Origin of the sequence: Olleya sp. HaHaR_3_96 (assembly GCF_019278545.1) — a bacterium.
GTDB lineage: Bacteria > Bacteroidota > Bacteroidia > Flavobacteriales > Flavobacteriaceae > Olleya.
Map to the genome: position 1 here is coordinate 113717 of NZ_CP058987.1, position 18091 is coordinate 131807.

Annotated in this window: 17 protein-coding genes; 9 read left to right on the plus strand and 8 right to left on the minus strand. The window is 32.4% G+C overall.

Annotated features, from left to right (window positions below; translation table 11 throughout):
• Positions 1-36: 36 nt before the first annotated feature.
• The 3 genes from H0I26_RS00495 to rpsU all read left to right on the plus strand — a co-directional run bounded on the left by H0I26_RS00495 (position 37) and on the right by rpsU (position 4024).
• The gene (locus tag H0I26_RS00495) at positions 37-2709 is read left to right on the plus strand and encodes an AsmA-like C-terminal region-containing protein (RefSeq protein ID WP_218700554.1); all 2673 of its coding nucleotides are present in this window, start codon (positions 37-39) and stop codon (positions 2707-2709) included.
• Between the two features lie 153 nt (positions 2710-2862).
• Positions 2863-3726 (plus strand): RNA polymerase sigma factor RpoD/SigA, encoded by an 864-nt coding sequence (locus H0I26_RS00500; RefSeq protein ID WP_101015307.1) that lies wholly within the window; start codon positions 2863-2865, stop codon positions 3724-3726.
• A 103-nt stretch (positions 3727-3829) separates the two neighbouring features.
• On the plus strand, positions 3830-4024 hold the full coding sequence (rpsU, locus tag H0I26_RS00505) for a 30S ribosomal protein S21 (protein WP_090841842.1): 195 nt from the start codon (positions 3830-3832) through the stop codon (positions 4022-4024).
• Between the two features lie 211 nt (positions 4025-4235).
• Here rpsU and murI read toward each other — a convergent pair whose 3' ends face one another.
• The 8 genes from murI to H0I26_RS00545 form a co-directional block, all read right to left on the minus strand.
• The gene (gene murI, locus H0I26_RS00510; protein WP_218700555.1) at positions 4236-5015 is read right to left on the minus strand and encodes a glutamate racemase; all 780 of its coding nucleotides are present in this window, start codon (positions 5013-5015) and stop codon (positions 4236-4238) included.
• 67 nt (positions 5016-5082) lie between these two features.
• Positions 5083-5592, minus strand: coding sequence for an OmpH family outer membrane protein (locus H0I26_RS00515; protein ID WP_218700556.1), 510 nt, complete (start codon positions 5590-5592; stop codon positions 5083-5085).
• Positions 5593-5634: 42 nt separating this feature from the next.
• Positions 5635-6642 (minus strand): OmpH family outer membrane protein, encoded by a 1008-nt coding sequence (locus H0I26_RS00520; protein ID WP_218700557.1) that lies wholly within the window; start codon positions 6640-6642, stop codon positions 5635-5637.
• A 229-nt stretch (positions 6643-6871) separates the two neighbouring features.
• On the minus strand, positions 6872-9526 hold the full coding sequence (locus tag H0I26_RS00525) for an outer membrane protein assembly factor (RefSeq protein ID WP_218700558.1): 2655 nt from the start codon (positions 9524-9526) through the stop codon (positions 6872-6874).
• Complete coding sequence (locus tag H0I26_RS00530) at positions 9459-10142, minus strand: isoprenyl transferase (protein ID WP_232735174.1); 684 nt, start codon at positions 10140-10142, stop codon at positions 9459-9461. The genes H0I26_RS00525 and H0I26_RS00530 overlap by 68 nt, the downstream gene beginning before the upstream one ends.
• A 58-nt stretch (positions 10143-10200) precedes the next feature.
• Entirely contained in the window at positions 10201-10890 is a 690-nt protein-coding gene (locus H0I26_RS00535; RefSeq protein ID WP_218700559.1) for a DUF6089 family protein, read from the minus strand.
• Positions 10891-10988: 98 nt separating this feature from the next.
• Positions 10989-11858, minus strand: a complete 870-nt coding sequence (locus H0I26_RS00540) for an NAD kinase (protein ID WP_218702002.1) — start codon at positions 11856-11858, stop codon at positions 10989-10991.
• A 2-nt stretch (positions 11859-11860) separates the two neighbouring features.
• Positions 11861-12520, minus strand: coding sequence for a CBS domain-containing protein (locus H0I26_RS00545; RefSeq protein WP_218700560.1), 660 nt, complete (start codon positions 12518-12520; stop codon positions 11861-11863).
• A 93-nt stretch (positions 12521-12613) separates the two neighbouring features.
• Here H0I26_RS00545 and H0I26_RS00550 point away from each other — a divergent pair, with 93 nt between their 5' ends.
• From H0I26_RS00550 to clpX, 6 genes are all read left to right on the plus strand, one after another.
• Positions 12614-13327, plus strand: a complete 714-nt coding sequence (locus H0I26_RS00550; RefSeq protein WP_218700561.1) for a pyridoxine 5'-phosphate synthase — start codon at positions 12614-12616, stop codon at positions 13325-13327.
• Positions 13328-13364: 37 nt separating this feature from the next.
• Positions 13365-14126 (plus strand): alpha/beta fold hydrolase, encoded by a 762-nt coding sequence (locus H0I26_RS00555; RefSeq protein ID WP_218700562.1) that lies wholly within the window; start codon positions 13365-13367, stop codon positions 14124-14126.
• Between the two features lie 22 nt (positions 14127-14148).
• Positions 14149-14502 carry a phage holin family protein gene (locus H0I26_RS00560; RefSeq protein WP_218700563.1) on the plus strand — a complete coding sequence of 118 codons (354 nt, stop codon included), beginning with the start codon at positions 14149-14151 and terminating at the stop codon, positions 14500-14502.
• A 132-nt stretch (positions 14503-14634) separates the two neighbouring features.
• The gene (gene tig / locus H0I26_RS00565) at positions 14635-15963 is read left to right on the plus strand and encodes a trigger factor (protein WP_218700564.1); all 1329 of its coding nucleotides are present in this window, start codon (positions 14635-14637) and stop codon (positions 15961-15963) included.
• A 140-nt stretch (positions 15964-16103) separates the two neighbouring features.
• On the plus strand, positions 16104-16778 hold the full coding sequence (gene clpP / locus H0I26_RS00570) for an ATP-dependent Clp endopeptidase proteolytic subunit ClpP (RefSeq protein WP_101015319.1): 675 nt from the start codon (positions 16104-16106) through the stop codon (positions 16776-16778).
• A 73-nt stretch (positions 16779-16851) separates the two neighbouring features.
• Positions 16852-18084, plus strand: coding sequence for an ATP-dependent Clp protease ATP-binding subunit ClpX (gene clpX, locus H0I26_RS00575; RefSeq protein ID WP_101015320.1), 1233 nt, complete (start codon positions 16852-16854; stop codon positions 18082-18084).
• Positions 18085-18091 lie beyond the last annotated feature (7 nt).

Genomic DNA, 18091 nt, shown 5'->3' on the forward strand with positions numbered 1-18091 from the left:
ACACGTAAATAGATTGAAGAAAAACTTAAATATTTTATGAAGAAAAAACTTAAAATCGCAGGTATATCATTACTAATAATTGTTGCATTATTGGTTGCAAGCCCATTTATATTCCAAAACCAAATAAAAGACATGGTGCGTAATTACATCAACGACAATGTAAACGCTAAAGTCAGTTTTGACGATGTTAATTTAAGTTTCATAAGTAGCTTCCCTCAAGCTAATGTCACATTAGACAATTTAATTATAACAAATTTAGCTCCCTTCGAAAATGATACGCTTGCTAAAGTTAAGTTACTGTCGCTTGATATGTCGATAAAAGAATTGTTTAAAAATTCATCAGAAGATCCAATTATCGTTAATACCATAGCCATTGACGAAGCAATAATTAATCTAAAAACCAATACAGAAGGACAAGCAAATTGGGATATCGCCAAAACCAGTGATACTAACACAGCTTCTGAAACAACTAAAAGTAAAGGTTTTGCTTTTGACATCGAAAATTACAGCATTAAAAAAAGTGCCTTTAACTATTTAGACCAAAGCACAAATACCATATTTAATATCGCCGATTTAAATCATTCTGGTAACGGACGATTTTCTGGTGATGTTTCAGAATTGGACACAAAAACCGAAGCTAATGTTTCATTTAGCCTTGATAGCACCGAATATTTAAGCAATAACAGCTTAAAGCTAGATGCTTTAATAGGTTTAGACTTAACCAATAGTAAATACACTTTTAAGGACAATAAGGCTGTAATTAACAATCTACCAATCGAATTTAAAGGGTTTGTCCAATTAACCGAAGCTGGTCAGAATATCGATATTAGTTTTGAAAACCCAGGATCTACATTTAAGGATTTTCTAGCTGTGATTCCAAAAGCATATGCAAAAAACTTAGATGATGTTGACACCACAGGTAGTTTTAAAATTAATGGTGTAGTTAAAGGAGAGGTTACAGAAACTAAAATCCCAACTTTAGATATAAACATACTATCTAACAATGCTTCCTTTAAGTTTGCAGATTTACCTAAACGTGTTGAAAACATAACCATTAATACACAAATAAAAAACGATACAGGTAATGTGGATGATACTTATGTGAATATTAATACACTGAATTTTAAAATTGACCAAGACGAATTTAAAAGTTCGGCTTCCATTAAAAATTTAACCAAAAACATGTTAGTTAATGCTAATATAGATGGTGTTTTAAACTTAGGTAATCTTACAAAAGCGTATCCGATAGAACTAGAAAACGAATTAAAAGGAATCTTAAAAGCAAAACTTAACACTAGTTTTGATATGAATGCTATTGAAACCAATGCGTATGACCGTATAAAAAACAGCGGATCTCTGAGCTTATCAGATTTCGTGTTTTCTTCAGCAGACATTGTTAATCCATTAAACATCACGCAAGCTTCCGTCAACTTTAATCCTGGAACTATTACGCTAGACAATTTTATTGCAAAAACAGGAGACACCGATTTAAATGCAACTGGAACGATTAATAACTTACTTGGTTTTTTATTAAGCGACCAAAAACTTACAGGAAATTTTAATCTAAAATCTAATGTCTTTAAGATAAGTGATTTTATGGCTGAAGGTGGTAGCGATGCGCCAATCAATCAAAGTGCAGAACCTGCAACAGCCTTAAAGATACCTGCTTTTTTAGACTGTACTATTACGGCTGATGCAAAAGCTGTATACTATGACAATCTAATATTAAAAGACGTCAAAGGACAACTTAAAATAGCTGACGAAAAAGCGCAACTTAACAATGTAACATCAAGTATTTTTAATGGTAATCTAACTTTAGAAGGTCTTGTAGATACAAAAACTGCTAGACCAACCTTTAACATGAATGTTGGCGCCAAAAATTTTGACATTGCACAATCATTTACTGATTTACATTTATTACAAGCATTAGCACCAATTACAAAAGTTTTACAAGGTAAACTAAACAGTACTATTAATCTATCTGGAAGTTTAGGCGAAGACTTTACGCCACTTTTAAATAGCATTTCAGGCGACGCTTTCGCGGAATTAATGACCACAAAAATTGAACCTAAAAATGAACAGCTATTTTCTATGTTAGAAAGTAAATTGACCTTTTTAGACTTTAGTAAACTAGACTTAAAAGATTTAACCACTAAATTATCTTTTGATAATGGTCAAGTCACTGTTAAGCCTTTTGACATAAAATACAACGATATTAAAATGACAATAGATGGATCACACACTTTTAGTAATACCATGAATTATAAAGTCGTTTTAGACGTTCCTGCAAAATACCTAGGTAGTGATGTAACTGGTCTAATTAATAAAATTAATGATCCAGCGGTGAACACGATTACCATTCCTGTTACTGCAACTATTTCAGGAAACACGTTAAAACCAAACGTACAAACCGATTTAACAAGTGGTGTAAAAAATCTAACCGCACAATTGATTGAAATTGAAAAACAAAAGCTTTTAAACAAAGGAAAAGATAAACTAACAGATGTAGTGGGGAACCTTTTAGGAAGTAACACACCTAAAGACAGTACAGGAACACAAAGTGGCAGTGGAGTTAAAGACCTACTAGGAGGTATAATAAATAATACTAACACTCCTAAAGACACTACCAAAACAGAAGACAACACTCCTAAAGACAAAGTCAAGGATGCGCTTAATGGTTTGTTTGGAAAAAAGAAGACAAAAGAGTAATTTACAAACTTTAACAAAATTTAATTGGTTGTACGATTTTTTTTAATGAATTTTAATCGTTTGAGCCCTTTTTTAAAAAGAAAGTGTTAAATATTTGGAAATGTCAAAAAAAGCATTAGATTGTATCTATAACATTAAAACAATTTGGACTGAATGAGGCAATTAAAAATTACCAAGCAAGTTACCAACCGTGAATCAAAATCACTAGATAAATACTTACAAGATATAAGCAAGCTTCCTATGATTACTGCTGAGGAAGAAGTAGAACTAGCCCAAAAAATAAGGGAAGGTTGTCAGAAATCTTTGGATTTATTGACTACTGCTAACTTACGTTTTGTGGTCTCTGTTGCGAAGCAATATCAAAATCAAGGTTTAACTTTACCCGATTTAATAAATGAAGGTAACGCTGGATTAGTTAAAGCAGCAAAACGTTTTGATGAAACCAGAGGGTTTAAATTTATATCCTACGCCGTTTGGTGGATTAGACAAGCTATATTATCTGCTTTAGCAGAGCAATCTAGAATTGTTAGATTACCATTAAACAAAATTGGATCTATTAATAAAATCCGAAAAGTAACCTCTCACTTAGAGCAAGTCAATCAAAGACCTCCAAGTGCCTCTGAAATTGCGAAAGAACTTGATTTAACAATTAGTGACGTTAAACAATCTATGAAGATTTCAAGTAGACACGTCTCTATGGATGCGCCTTTAAAAGAAGGTGAAGACTATAGTCTTTATGATTTAGTAAGCTCTAACGAGTCTCCAAATCCAGATAACAACTTAATGCGCGAATCTTTAAACACAGAGATTGACAGAGCATTAGAAACGTTAACACCTAGAGAAAGCGATGTGATTAGACTTAATTTTGGATTAAGCAATCAACCTGCGATGACTTTAGACGAAATTGGACGTACATTTGACTTAACACGTGAGCGTGTAAGACAAATTAGAGAAAAAGGAATCAGACGTTTACGTCAAACTTCAAAAAGTAAAATACTAAAAACATATTTAGGATAAACCTAAATATTGCTTTGTATATTAAATAACAAAAAAAAGTGCATTATTAATTTGAATTATATTTTAATTTAATTGATATTTGCACCAGATTTAAAATTTAGATATGTTAAGAATTGAAATTAAAGAAGGTGAAAACATAGAACGTGCACTTAAACGTTACAAACGTAAGCACAGAAATGTAAAAGTTATGCAAAACTTAAGAGACAAGCAATACTTTACAAAACCATCTGTAAAGAACAGACGTCAGATTCAGAAAGCTAGTTATATTCAAGGTCTTAGAGACGCAGAGAATATCTAATAACTTTTTATTTTATATAAAAAAACCACGCATTTATAAATGTCGTGGTTTTTTTGTTGTCTTAAATTTAGATTATTACAATACATAAATTTAATAGAAGGCTCTTAAGTGTTCTTGACTAAATTTATCTCTGTAGTTTATTATCTTTTATAATAACTGGCACTAAAACCACCTTCACTTAAACCAAGAATGAAACGACTATCCTATTTAATTAAAATTTTAAATACTCTACTTTATATCTTTTTTTTAATAAGACACGCATAACTTCAGGATTACCATTAGAAAAGAACTTTAAATTTGGACCTGTAATCGTGGTGTTCGATAATTCAAATTCTTCTAAAACAGTTTTAGTCTGTCTTGCTACTGCCGCACCAGAATCTATTATTTTAACATTATTAGGTAACATATTGACTAATTGATCTATCAAATAAGGATAATGTGTGCACCCCAATACTAAATAATCAATATTAGCCTCCAGCATTGGTTTAAGATACCCTTTAAGCAACTCCACCATTTGAGGAGAATTAATTTGACCACTTTCTATTAATTGCACTATACCTTCTCCTTCCTGCTCTATTATCTTAATACCATTACTGTAAAGCTGTGTGGTATTACAAAATAATTCACTGCTTAAGGTACCTCTAGTTGCTAAGACGCCTATGGCCTTAGTTTGCGTCTGTAAAGCTGCAGGTTTTATTGCTGGTTCGATACCAATAATAGGAACATTATAATGTTCTCTTAAATAACCAATAGCATTCGTTGTGGCCGTATTACAAGCCACTACAATAAGCTTACAATTCTGACTAAGCAAATACTCCGTGTTTTTTATAGAAAGGGCTAAAATAGCTTCTTTTCCTTTAGGACCGTAAGGTGCATTAACACTATCGGCAAGGTAAATAGTGTTTTCATTAGGCAGTAACGCATGGATTGCGCTCCAAATAGATGTTCCACCTACTCCAGAATCAAAAATACCTATGGGTTGTTTATTCATAATAATTAAGCATAAAAAAAGCTGTCTAAAGTTAGACAGCTTAATTTAAATTTGAAAGGAATTTTACTTAAAATCCTAATTCTTTTTGTACATCACTCATTAAATCTTTTCCTGCTGCCATAATTACACCAGAACCTTCAGAAGCATCTAATACATAATTAAAACCTTGAGCAGCCCCTACCTTTAAAATAGCTGCTTTAGCTTTATCAGTAATAGGCTTTAATAAGTCAAATTCTTTTTTCTGTAATTGCGTTTGAGCATCTGCTTGAAATTGACGAATACTTTGTTGCATTCCTTGCAATTCTTCACCACGAGATTGATTCTGCTCATTTGTTTTAGTAGCAGCCTCTCCTTCATATAATTTTGCTTTAGATTGGTATTCGGTCATCATTTCCTTAATATCAGCCTCAAAAGTTTTACTCATCTTTTCCATTTCTGCCTTAGCAGCTGTCATTGCCGGCATTGATGCTACAAGTTTTTGTGTATCAATGTGTGCTAATTTAGTTTGAGCGCTAGTAAAACTTGTCCCCCCAATAAATAAGGCTGCAGCAAATAAAAGTGTCTTGATCTGTTTCATTTTTAAAATAGTATTTGTGTGTTATAAATATTTGTATTTGTCTTAGTTTTCTTCGTCCTCTGTGCTCTCGCTTTCTTCTTTAGCCTTCTTACGGTCATCTAAGATTTTTTGTTTCTTAGCAGCAAGCTCGACTTGTCTTGCTTCCCTGTCTGCTAATTTTTTTAATCTTCTTTCTTCTAGGATCTCCTCTCTTGTTTTTGGAGTATTCCCCTCGTCTACTTTGCTTTCTTCATCGACAGAAATAGATTTCTCCTGTCCTTCTTGATCATCCTCTCTTTCATTTAATTTATCTTCCCTAGCTTTAGCACGATCTTCTAATATTTTAGCTCTTTTGTCTGCCGCTTCTTTTTTCTTAGCTTCCCTTGCCTCTAAAATCTCCTTCTTCCTTAATTCTGCTGCTGTCGCTCTTTCACTTAACTTATCATCTATTGCTTTTTGACGTGACTCTTTATCTTCATTAATCTCAACAACAACATCTTCCTCTTTAGCATTTTTTCGTTCAGACTTATTCTTTGCCTGAGTACGTTTAGAAGCTCTTGATATTGTTCTTATAATTAATTCACTCATATCAAAACGCTCTGCAGAATAAAGCATTACTACATCCGCCGACTTATCAAAAACAAAATCATATTTTTTTGCTTTTGCTATATCTTGAACAGCCTGAAAAATTTGATCCTGAACGGGTTGCATTAGTTGCCTTTTCTGAATCATTAAATCTCCATTAGGACCAAACCGTTTCTGTTGATAATCCAAAATTTCTTTTTCTTCAAAAACAAGATCCTCTTCACGCTCTTCAATCAATTCTTTAGTCAGTAAGGCTTTTTCATTATTCAACGACTCACGTTTAAGCTTTACATCATTTAGTTTACGCTCTATTTCGGTTTTCCATTTCTGAACTTTACTATCTAATTGGCCTGTTGCTTCAGTATATTCTGGAATATTTTCTAAAATATATTCAGTATCAATATAACCAATTCTAACCCCACGTTGGGCACTAGCAGTAAATCCTGCTGACAGCATAACCAATACAATAAGAACTTTTAATTTCATTTTGGGTTTTGTTTAATTATTTCTTAATTATAAACTCAAATTAATCACAAAGATTATAAAACCAATGTTCTTTTTTGAATTAATTTTTTCAAAATAACGAATTTTAATTGAAAACTTCAATTCTTTAATCAAATCCTTGTAATGTTATTAGAAAATATCGTGCCACAAATAAAAAAATAAAAAACTATGTTTGTTATTTAATGGTTTTATAAGAGTAAACTACAATTAATTAAAACTGTTGACCAATTATAAAGTGCGTCTCCCAACCATGCTTTGAAGTTTCACCTAATTGCGGATCAAATCCATGTCCAAAATCAATACCTAATAATCCAAATGCCGGCATAAAAATTCTTAAACCAAATCCTGCTGATCTCTTCAGTGCAAATGGATCATAATCATTAAAATTATCATAAGATCCCCCTGCTTCTAAAAACCCTAACGCATATATCTTAGCTGACTGCTTCAAAGTAATTGGATAACGTAATTCTAAAGAAAACTTATTATAAATAGTACCTCCATCTGAAGAAGAAAGTGCTTGATTTGCATAACCACGAAGCGCTACAGCTTCTCTACCATCTAAACTATAACTACCCAATCCATCACCACCAACAAAGAAACGTTCAAAAGGAATCACACCTCTATCTTGATTATACGCTCCAAGAAAACCAAATTCTACACTTGGACGTAATACAAATTTACCCACCAATCTAGTATACCAATCTCCTTTAAACTTAATTTTATAAAATTCTAACCACTTATAACGTTCTTGATCTATTTCACTAACTCTATTGGCTGCTGCTGTTCTTAGAATAGTGTTAACTTCAGAGTCATTAGCTATAGCTTCATTAGTATCTCTTTCCGACTTAAGAGCATCATAATCCGTACTATTAAATAAAGAATACGGTAAAGAAAATTTTGCTGTTGCAGAAAAACTAGATCCTCCCATTGGGAAAACTGGATCGTTAAACGTATTATTTCTACTTAACCCTAAAGTATAAGATAAGTTATTAGAAAAACCATCTCCAAACGTAAACAACCCTGTGTTATAATTTTTTAAATTATAATGTTGAAAACTTACGGCTTGAGATAAAGTAAAGAAGTCATCCGGAATTGATAAACGTTTAGCTAATCCAAATGTAATACCCGTAATATTAAAGCGACTATCTTTATCTGCATTTCCAGTACTTGCATCATACAAGAATTGTTTTGTTTGCGAAATAGATGTTGAAAACTGGACTGGTTTTTTCCCCCCAAGCCAAGGTTCTGAAAATGAAAAACTGTAAGTTTGAAAAAAACGACTAGCTTGTAAACGCAAAGCTAATTTCTGGCCATCTCCTGAAGGTATTGGCTTATAAGCATCCTTTTTAAATAAATCTTTTATAGAAAAGTTATTAAAAGACAGTCCTAAAGTACCAATAAAACCTCCACCTCCATATCCTCCTTGAAGTTCTATTTGACTAGATCCAGACTCTACTACAGCATACTCCATATCTATAGTTCCTTCTTCAGGATTAGGGTTTTTAAAATTGGGAGATAATTGTTCTGCATCAAAGAATCCCAATTGGCTAAGTTCTCTAATAGTTCGTACTACATTTTCTTTACTATATAATTCCCCTGGTCTTGTTCTAATCTCTCTGTAAATTACATGGTCATTAGTTTTTTGATTACCAACAACTGATACCTTATCAAAATACACTGCTTTACCTTCTGAAATTCTAATTTCCATATCAATGACGTTTCCATCGGCATTAATCTCTACAGGATTGATTGTTGAAAATAAATAACCATTATTTTGATATAAGTTGGTTAGGTCATCTCCATCTGGCTTTGTCTCATCAGCTATACGCTTCTGAAGTTCAACACCATTATAAGTATCCCCTTTTTCTATTCGCAATTTTCTTCTCAAAAAATCATCTGAATACACGGTGTTACCTATAAAAGTAACCTCTCCAAAGGTATATTTCTCCCCTTCTTCCACTTTAATTTTTAACGATACTGTTTTATCTTTATTATCCATCAGAGAATCAGAAATAATTCTCGCATCTCTATACCCAACTTCTTTATACTTATCAACTACACTAGCAAGATCTTCCTTATAATCTGCTTCAATAAACTTTGAACGTTTTAAAACTCTAATAGGATTTTTCTTTTTAGTGTTTTTCATAGCTTTTCTAAGATTTTTATCACTTAGAATACTATTTCCTTCAAAATCTATGTCTTTAACTTTAACTTTTTCTCCCCTATTAATAGCAACAACCATATTAACAATAGACTTATCTATTGAGTCATTAACCACCTCTATAGTATTTACATTAACCTTAGCATTAAGAAAACCATCTTTCTTGTATTTACTTTCTAAATAATTTTCTGTCGTGGTTATTAAGTTCTCTGTAACTTTTGTCCCTTTTAAAAGCTTATTTTCTTTTAAAATAGATTCGTGTTTACCCTTTTTAATTCCCGTTATTACAATCTCTTTTAATTCCGGTAAATCAGATAATCTAATTTCTAAAAAAGCACTATCCCCTTCCACCTTGACTAAATACATTTCGATATCACTAAACAAATTAGATTTCCATAGTTTTTTTATGGCATCGCTAATTTCTTCACCAGGAATCATAATCTCCGCCCCCTTTTTCAAACCGGAATACGTAATTATAGTCTGTTCGCTAAAGCTTGTATTTCCTTTAACTGTAATTTCTGCTAGATTATATTTCTTACCGTTTTCGTAACTTAAATCTTGAGCGCTTATTGTTATTGTACTTAAAAATGCAAATACAAACAAAGTGTAGTTTAATATTGTTTTCAATGGTAATTGTTTAGCTAAGTTGTTCACTTGTTTTCCCAAATCGTCGTTCTCTTTTTTGATATTCTGTAATAGCTTCATTTAAGTGTTTCTTTGTAAAGTCCGGCCAAAGTACTGGTGTAAAATATAATTCTGCATAGGCTATCTGCCACAACAAAAAATTACTAATACGTTGCTCTCCACTTGTCCTTATAAGTAAATCAACATCAGGTAAACTCTGCGTGTAAAGATGTGCATTAAATACCGATTCGTCAATATTTTCTGTAGAAATTATATTATTTTTAACTTTAATACTGATTTCTTTAACAGCATGTAATAACTCTTCTCTAGACCCATAGCTAAGTGCTAATGTCAGATCCATATGTGTATTATCCTTAGTTAATTCAATAACTTCATGTAATTCTTTATAAACTTTTTTAGGTAATGATTCTAGATTACCAATTGCCTTTAGTTTGATTTTGTTATCTAAAAGCGTTTTAATTTCTTTTTTTAGAGAAGACACTAAAAGTTTCATTAAAGTATCCACTTCTAATTTGGGACGTTTCCAATTCTCTGTAGAAAACGCATATAATGTTAGATGTTTTATACCTAATTCGGCACAAGCCTCAACTGTTTCGCGCACAGATTTAGTACCATTCTCATGACCGAAAGCACGTAACATACCTTGCTTTTTAGCCCATCGACCATTACCGTCCATAATTATGGCGATATGCTTTGGCAGGTTCTGTTTTTGTATGTGATTTTCTGTTTTCAAATTAATATCCGCAATAACAAGGGTTTTTACCAAATGTATACGTTAAGGTTACTCCTGTAAACATATACCAATCATTATTATTTAAGTTTCCAAAACGTCTTTGTGCTAACTCTTCTGCATCCGGAGCACTTCCATCTAAGTTATCCGAAAAAGTATACCGCGCACCTACTTCTAAAGCTAGAATTATATTAGAAGTAACCAAAGCTTTAAACCCTATTATCATTGGAATGCCCAAAGCAATATTAGTATCGTCATTGGACGTTACCTCTCCTAAACTATTATAGTAAAAATCGTCGTGTTGCGTTGCACTTATACCTGTAGATAGATATGGTGTAGAGACAAACCCACCCTCGTGTAAATTAAAGTCAAAAAAAGTAAACTCGACACCTGCCGATAATTCTATAATTTGATTATTAAACTCTAACCCTCTTAACTGTCGACTAGGATCGTCTGAGTTTTTATCAACACCTTCTAATTCTGCAAAAGTTAAAGAGACCCTGTAAGAATGCCTCGGGCTTCTGTTCCATTTATATATAGCCCCTATTGCCAATTGGTTTGGAGCGATATAATCAGTAGCGCCCACATCTCCTACAAAATTAGCACCACCCAAATACAACCCAAATTCGTTGATTTGTGCACTACTATACTGTATGCCAAAAAATGTTAGTATTACTAAGGTTAACTGCTTCATAAATCTTCAAAGTTTGCAAATATAATAAATAAGACTAGTCTATAACAATTTGATTGAAATAGTTACACTTAAAAACAGATTTAACAGCAATTTATTGTTTAATTACGTTTGTCTTCTCCCCAAAGTAGTTTTTTTCGGAGTGTATCCAGAAAAGTTTCGTTGTTTAGCACGATCATTTTAATAGTAAAAGGTGCCTTTTTAATGGTCATTGTAGTCCTATTTGAAAGGGTCGCAATTCTAGAATCCATAGATACTAAATGCTTTTTCTCTCTTCCATCTACTTTTAGAGTAATTACAGTAGAATCATCAATAACCAGAGGTCTTGCACTTAAATTATGCGGCGCAATTGGTGTCAAAACTAAACTAGTTGTATTAGGGGTTATTACTGGCCCCCCACAACTTAAAGAATACCCTGTAGATCCTGTTGGTGTTGATATAATTAAACCATCACTCCAATACGACGTTAGATACTCGCCATTTAATTCGGTTTCAACCGTAATCATAGACGTTGTGTTTTTTCTACTAACCGCTATTTCATTTAAAGCAAAATTACAGGTATTAATTTCTGAATTATCCTCAGAACTTTCAATCGTTAACAAGCTTCGTTCTGAAATAGAATATTTTTTTTCTAAAATGCGATGTATCGCCGTTTCAATGTCTTCAATTTGTATGGTAGCCAAAAAACCTAGACGCCCTGTATTTATACCAACAATAGGAATATTTAAATCTCCAACGACAGTTATCGCACGTAAAATAGTACCATCTCCTCCAATACTAACTAAAAAATCAAAACTATTATCTAGCATTGAAAACGTATTATATTCTGATTTTATGCTTGGCGACACCCCTTTATAAAAAGCGGCTTCAATAACAACTTCTATTTTCTTTTTTTCTAACACGTCTAGCAACACTTCTAGTGATGCTAATGGCTTTTTTTTCTGAAACTGACTAAAAATAGCAACCTTCATCATTACATGTTTAAGTATTTATTAAGATAATCCGAGCGTTCCTTTAAAGCATCAATATAACTATCTTCTTCATGTCCCGAAACGATATTATAACTATAACGTCTAAAGGTTTGCATAATTTCGCTTAGACCAACATTACCTATTTTTAATGTAATCTGAGCAATATCGTTTTCTATTTTAGAAATAAAAGCACCATATAATTTACCATCATTACTTTCTACAATTTGACTTATTTCGCTAAACGAATAATCAGGCAATCCTTTTTCAATAATTAAAACGGCTCCATTCTCGGCAAAAAATGGCGTTTCATTAAACAAACCAATAATATCATTAAGTTCGTAATAGCCTAAATACTTACTATTACTATCTAAAACCGGCATAATATTAGTCGAATTTTGTGCAAAAGCTTCTAAAACATCCAGCCAATTAGTATCATCTCTTACAAAAAAACCTTCTGTAGCATACGCACAATCAGAAATAACCTCAACTTTTTGAAAACAATGCGCATCATTCTCCGAGATACAGCCCAAGTAGACGCCGTCTTCGTTTTTTATTGGTATATGAGAATAAGTTAATTGATTAAACAGCAATTGCAAATCACTAACCAAACCTGTGTTAAGCAATGGTTTTATATCGTTTATTACGTAATCTGGAAGATTCATTTTAGAAAAACTTTTGTTTTGCAAATTAATTAAAAATTAGAACAAAAAGCCTCTTATACTTTGTATTTTTGTGATTTAAATTCTAGTATAGTTATGACAAAATTAAGCGTAAATATCAATAAGATTGCCACTTTAAGAAATTCTCGTGGTGGCAACACTCCCAACGTCGTTCAATTTGCAAAAGACGTCCAACGTTTTGGAGCAGAAGGCGTGACTATACATCCACGACCAGACGAACGTCATATTACTTATCAAGATGCTTACGATTTAAAACCTGTTGTACATACCGAGTATAATATCGAAGGTAATCCTATCCCGAAATTTATGGATATGGTTTTAGAATTGCAACCAACACAAGTAACCTTAGTCCCTGATAGCATTGACACATTAACTAGTAACGCTGGTTGGGACACGATTAAAAATAAAGCCTTTTTAGTTGAAGTTGTTGCCGAGTTCAAGAAAAAAGGCATCAGAACATCCATATTTGTAGATCCTGATTTAGCACAAATAGAAGGCGCTAAAGCCACGGGGACTGATAGAATTGAATTATACACTGAAGCTTTTGCACATCAATATAGTTTAGGCAACAACAAAGCAATTGAACCTTATACTAAATGTGCAGAATTAGCAAATAGCTTAGGACTTGGAATAAATGCAGGACACGATTTATCTTTAGATAACATCCAATTTTTTAAACAAAACATCCCTAGTTTATTAGAAGTATCAATAGGTCACGCTTTAATATCAGAGAGTTTGTATTTAGGTATTGAAAACGTGGTTAATATGTACAAAAATAAGCTGAAGTAGTTAGAGAAGAAAAACAATTAATCTTAATCCAAAATTAATGTTGTTACATTCAAATATTATAGGTGAAGGCCAACCATTCGTAATTCTTCATGGTTTTTTAGGCATGAGTGATAACTGGAAAACACTAGGTAATCGATTTGCCAAACATTTCCAGGTCCACCTAGTAGACCAACGTAATCATGGACGCAGTTTTCATGACGACCACTTTTATTACGAAGCTTTAGCTGAAGATTTAAAACACTATTTTGAACAGCACAATATTAAAAACGCCATAGTATTAGGGCATTCCATGGGTGGAAAAACAGCCATGCTTTTTGCAACCTTATACCCTGAGCTAGTAAGTAAGTTAATTGTTGCCGATATTTCGCCACGTTTTTACCCGGTGCATCATGATGCCATCTTAGAAGGATTAAATAGTTTAGATTTTGACGTATTAAAAAGCAGAGGTCAAGCTGATAAACAATTAGCTAATTATGTCTCTGATTTTGGAACACGACAGTTTTTATTAAAAAACTTGTATTGGATAGAAAAAGGAAAACTAGCCCTAAGAATAAATCTAGACGTTTTAACAGAAAATGTGTCTGAAGTTGGAGAAGCACTTCCATTGCACGCTAAATTTGACGGTGACACCTTATTTTTAAGAGGAGACAAAAGTGAATACATTGGTAATCAAGACGAAACCTTAATTAAAAATCATTTTCCACAAGCAATAATTGCAACTATTTCTAATGCGGGGCATTGGCTACATGCAGAAAACCCTGAAGATTTCTATAATGCTGTAACAAATTTTGTAAATTAAGGTCTAACATTAAAACTTTAATATGAACTTAATAATAAGATTACTCCTAAATGCAGTCGCTGTCTTTTTTTTAGCTAACATTCTAGGTGGTGTCGCTGTTGAAAATTACACCACAGCTATAATTGTAGCTGCCGTAATATCCATCTTAAACTTACTAGTCAAACCCATCTTAGTTATTTTAACGTTTCCAATTACTATCATAACATTGGGATTGTTTCTATTTGTGGTTAATGGGCTAATTATATTACTCGCAGACAACTTTATTTCTGGCTTTTCAGTATCAAGTATTTGGACTGCCATTCTATTTAGTATTTTATTATCCATCCTTCAATCCGTATTCCAATCGTTTTTAAAGACAGATAGTAAATCCAACTAATACTCAAAAATCAGTCTGTAACACAACACGTTAAAAACTTTGTAATACTGTAAAAAAGTAGTACTTTTGCACACCTTTTTAATTAAAAAAAACTAGTGTTAATGCCCTTTTTTGGGCTTTATATCATTTATAATGAATATTACAAGAGAAAACATTGATGCATTAAATGCTGTAGTAAAAATAGAAATCGTTAAAGAAGATTACAACGATAAAGTAGAAAAGATCTTAGTCGACTACAGAAAAACAGCTAACATTCCAGGATTTAGAAAAGGTCAAGTACCAATGGGAATGGTAAAAAAACAGTACGGTCAATCTGTATTAGCTGATGAAGTAAACAAATTACTTCAAGGCGCATTAAGCAACTATTTAACTGAAGAAAAATTAGATGTTTTAGGGCAACCATTACCTAAGCAACAAGATGAGATAAACTGGGACGCCGATTCTTTTTCTTTTGAATTTGAGTTAGGTCTTTCTCCTAAATTTGACGTCGAGTTAAAAAGCAAAAAAGCAATCACACATTATAACATCATTGCTGATGATAAAATGATTGATGAACAAATAGAGCGTATCCAAAAGCAATACGGTAAAGTTACACCTCAAGAGGACGTTACAAAAGACAGCGAAATCACTGGTACTTTTAAAAATGAAGAAAAAGAAATAGATAACACTGTAACGATTACTTTAGATCAATTTAAAGGAAAAGCTACAGAAAAGTTATTTATTGGCGCTAAAGTTGGAGATGTAATCACTTTAAAAACTAAAGGATTATATGCTGACGATCATGAATTAATGAATGCTTTAAAAATAGAACATGACGATGCACATGGTTTAGATATCGAAGTTTCTTTTACTATCACAGGTATCAACAGTCGTGAAGCAGCAGATTTAGATCAAGAGCTATTTGATAAATTATTTGGTAAAGATGGCGTGAAATCTGTATCAGAACTGAAAGGAAAGATTAAAGAAGATGCTGAAAAGCAATTTGTACAACAATCTGACCAAAAATTATTAAATGATATTACAGAATATTTAGTTGATAATACTAAGTTTGATTTACCTGAAGCATTCCTTACAAAATGGATGCAAGTAGCAGGTGAAAAGCAATTAAATGAAGCGGCTGCTAAAGAAGAATACAATAAGTCAGAAAAAAGCTTACGTTACCAATTAATTGAAGGTAAATTAATGCAAGACAATGATCTTAAAGTAGACTTTGAAGACGTTAAAACAAACGCTAAAGGCATGATCAAAATGCAAATGGCACAGTTTGGCCAATTAAATCCTTCTGAAAAAGAATTAGACGATATTGCTGCACGTGTATTAGGTAACCAAGATGAAGTAAGACGTATTTCTGAGCAAGTTGTAAGTCAAAAATTATTGGACCTTTACAAAGAAAAAGCAAACATTAAGACTAAAGAAATGTCTTACGAAGCTTTTGTAAAAGAAGTTTATGGTGACAAATAAGACCTTCACTTTTTCATTTTTATCTTTTTGATAAGATTGTATTAGTACAGGTTTAACAAAATAATCATTATCTTTAGGCGTTGTTTAGCAAGACTAAACAACGCCTAATTTTTTCAATTATAATAACAATTAAGCAAACTATGGATTACGGAAAAGAATTCGAAAAATTCGCTATAAAAGATCAGGGTATAAGTAGTACATATTACAATAAGATTATTAGTAGCATGTATCCTCAGGATATGACGCCTTATATTATAGAAGAACGTCAATTAAACATATCTCAACTTGATGTGTTTTCAAGATTAATGATGGACCGCATACTTTTTTTAGGTACAGGAATTAACGATAATATTGCAAATATTGTACAAGCACAACTTTTATTTTTAGAAAGTGTTGATGCTAATAAAGATATCCAAATGTATATTAACTCTCCTGGAGGAAGTGTTTATGCTGGATTAGGTATTTATGATACCATGCAATTTATTAAACCTGACGTGGCAACAATATGTACGGGTATGGCTGCCTCAATGGGAGCAGTACTTTTATGTGCCGGAGCAAAAGGAAAACGTAGTGGTTTAACACACTCACGCGTTATGATACACCAACCTTTAGGTGGTGCACAAGGACAAGCAAGTGATATCGAGATTACTGCACGTGAGATTTTGATCTTAAAAGAAGAACTTTACAAAATTATTAGTAAGCATTCTGGTCAAGATTACGACAAAGTATATGCAGATAGTGATAGAGACTACTGGATGAAATCAGATAAAGCTAAGGAGTACGGAATGATTGACGAAATTTTAGCTCGTAAATAAAACTATATTATAGTGAGTTAATACCCTTTTGAAAAAATCAAAACGTTTAACTTATCACTTTTAACTAAAGAAGATGGCAAAGGAAGAATTAGAATGTTCATTTTGTGGTAGAAAAAAACCGGAAACCAGTTTATTAATAGCAGGTTTAGATGCACATATATGTGATAGATGTATAGAGCAAGCTCATGGAATTGTTATAGAAGAATCTAAAGAAGAAGATTCTAATGACCTTTCTGCTGAGATGATGCTTAAGAAGCCTCAGAAAATAAAAGCTTTTTTAGATCAATATATTATTGGTCAAGAATACACAAAAAAGGTAATGTCTGTTGCGGTTTATAACCACTACAAACGTTTATTACAACCTCAAACTACGGACGATATTGAGATTCAAAAATCTAATATTATAATGGTTGGTCAAACAGGAACAGGAAAAACGTTAATGGCTAAAACCATTGCAAAAATGTTAAATGTTCCTTTAGCTATTGTTGATGCAACAGTGTTAACAGAGGCTGGTTATGTTGGTGAAGATGTCGAAAGCATTTTAACTCGTCTATTACAAGCTGCCGATTACAGTTTAGAAAAAGCAGAAAAAGGTATTGTTTTTATTGACGAGATTGATAAAATTGCTCGTAAAAGTGATAACCCATCAATTACAAGAGACGTTTCTGGAGAAGGTGTACAACAAGCTTTACTTAAACTTTTAGAAGGGACAGTTGTTAATGTTCCACCAAAAGGAGGTCGTAAACATCCAGATCAAAAATTTATTGAAGTTAACACAGAAAACATCTTATTTATTGCTGGTGGTGCTTTTGATGGTATAGATCGTGTGATTTCAAAACGTTTGAATATGCAAGCGGTTGGATACAGTGCTTCTATAAAAGAAGATGTTGTAGACCATGACAATTTATTACAATATATTATACCAAAAGATTTAAAAGACTTTGGTTTGATTCCTGAAATAATTGGTCGTCTACCCGTTTTAACTTACATGGATCCTTTAGATGGTAAAACATTAAGAGCTATACTTACTGAGCCTAAAAACGCGATTATTAAACAATACAAAAAATTGTTTGAAATGGACGATATAGAGTTAAGTATCACAGATGGTGCCTTAGATTTTATAGTAACAAAAGCTATAGAATACAAACTAGGTGCACGTGGTTTAAGAAGTCTGTGTGAAGAGATACTTACAGATGCTATGTTTGAGCTACCAGGTGGAGACATAAGAAAGCTTAACGTAACAAAGGCTTATACTGAACAAAAGCTAAGTAAGACTACTATTAAAAAACTTAAAGCAGTTTCTTAATTATACA

Bases quoted from the DNA above. Each gene is read 5' to 3' on its own strand.
- H0I26_RS00550 (WP_218700561.1), top strand. From the start codon at position 12,614: ATGACAAAATTAAGCGTAAATATCAATAAGATTGCCACTTTAAGAAAT.
- H0I26_RS00545 (WP_218700560.1), bottom strand. From the start codon at position 12,520: ATGAATCTTCCAGATTACGTAATAAACGATATAAAACCATTGCTTAAC.
- tig (WP_218700564.1), top strand. From the start codon at position 14,635: ATGAATATTACAAGAGAAAACATTGATGCATTAAATGCTGTAGTAAAA.
- H0I26_RS00520 (WP_218700557.1), bottom strand. From the start codon at position 6,642: ATGAAATTAAAAGTTCTTATTGTATTGGTTATGCTGTCAGCAGGATTT.
- rpsU (WP_090841842.1), top strand. From the start codon at position 3,830: ATGTTAAGAATTGAAATTAAAGAAGGTGAAAACATAGAACGTGCACTT.
- H0I26_RS00495 (WP_218700554.1), top strand. From the start codon at position 37: ATGAAGAAAAAACTTAAAATCGCAGGTATATCATTACTAATAATTGTT.
- murI (WP_218700555.1), bottom strand. From the start codon at position 5,015: ATGAATAAACAACCCATAGGTATTTTTGATTCTGGAGTAGGTGGAACA.
- H0I26_RS00530 (WP_232735174.1), bottom strand. From the start codon at position 10,142: ATGGACGGTAATGGTCGATGGGCTAAAAAGCAAGGTATGTTACGTGCT.
- H0I26_RS00515 (WP_218700556.1), bottom strand. From the start codon at position 5,592: ATGAAACAGATCAAGACACTTTTATTTGCTGCAGCCTTATTTATTGGG.
- H0I26_RS00525 (WP_218700558.1), bottom strand. From the start codon at position 9,526: ATGAAGCTATTACAGAATATCAAAAAAGAGAACGACGATTTGGGAAAA.
- clpX (WP_101015320.1), top strand. From the start codon at position 16,852: ATGGCAAAGGAAGAATTAGAATGTTCATTTTGTGGTAGAAAAAAACCG.
- clpP (WP_101015319.1), top strand. From the start codon at position 16,104: ATGGATTACGGAAAAGAATTCGAAAAATTCGCTATAAAAGATCAGGGT.
- H0I26_RS00535 (WP_218700559.1), bottom strand. From the start codon at position 10,890: ATGAAGCAGTTAACCTTAGTAATACTAACATTTTTTGGCATACAGTAT.
- H0I26_RS00560 (WP_218700563.1), top strand. From the start codon at position 14,149: ATGAACTTAATAATAAGATTACTCCTAAATGCAGTCGCTGTCTTTTTT.
- H0I26_RS00500 (WP_101015307.1), top strand. From the start codon at position 2,863: ATGAGGCAATTAAAAATTACCAAGCAAGTTACCAACCGTGAATCAAAA.
- H0I26_RS00540 (WP_218702002.1), bottom strand. From the start codon at position 11,858: ATGAAGGTTGCTATTTTTAGTCAGTTTCAGAAAAAAAAGCCATTAGCA.
- H0I26_RS00555 (WP_218700562.1), top strand. From the start codon at position 13,365: ATGTTGTTACATTCAAATATTATAGGTGAAGGCCAACCATTCGTAATT.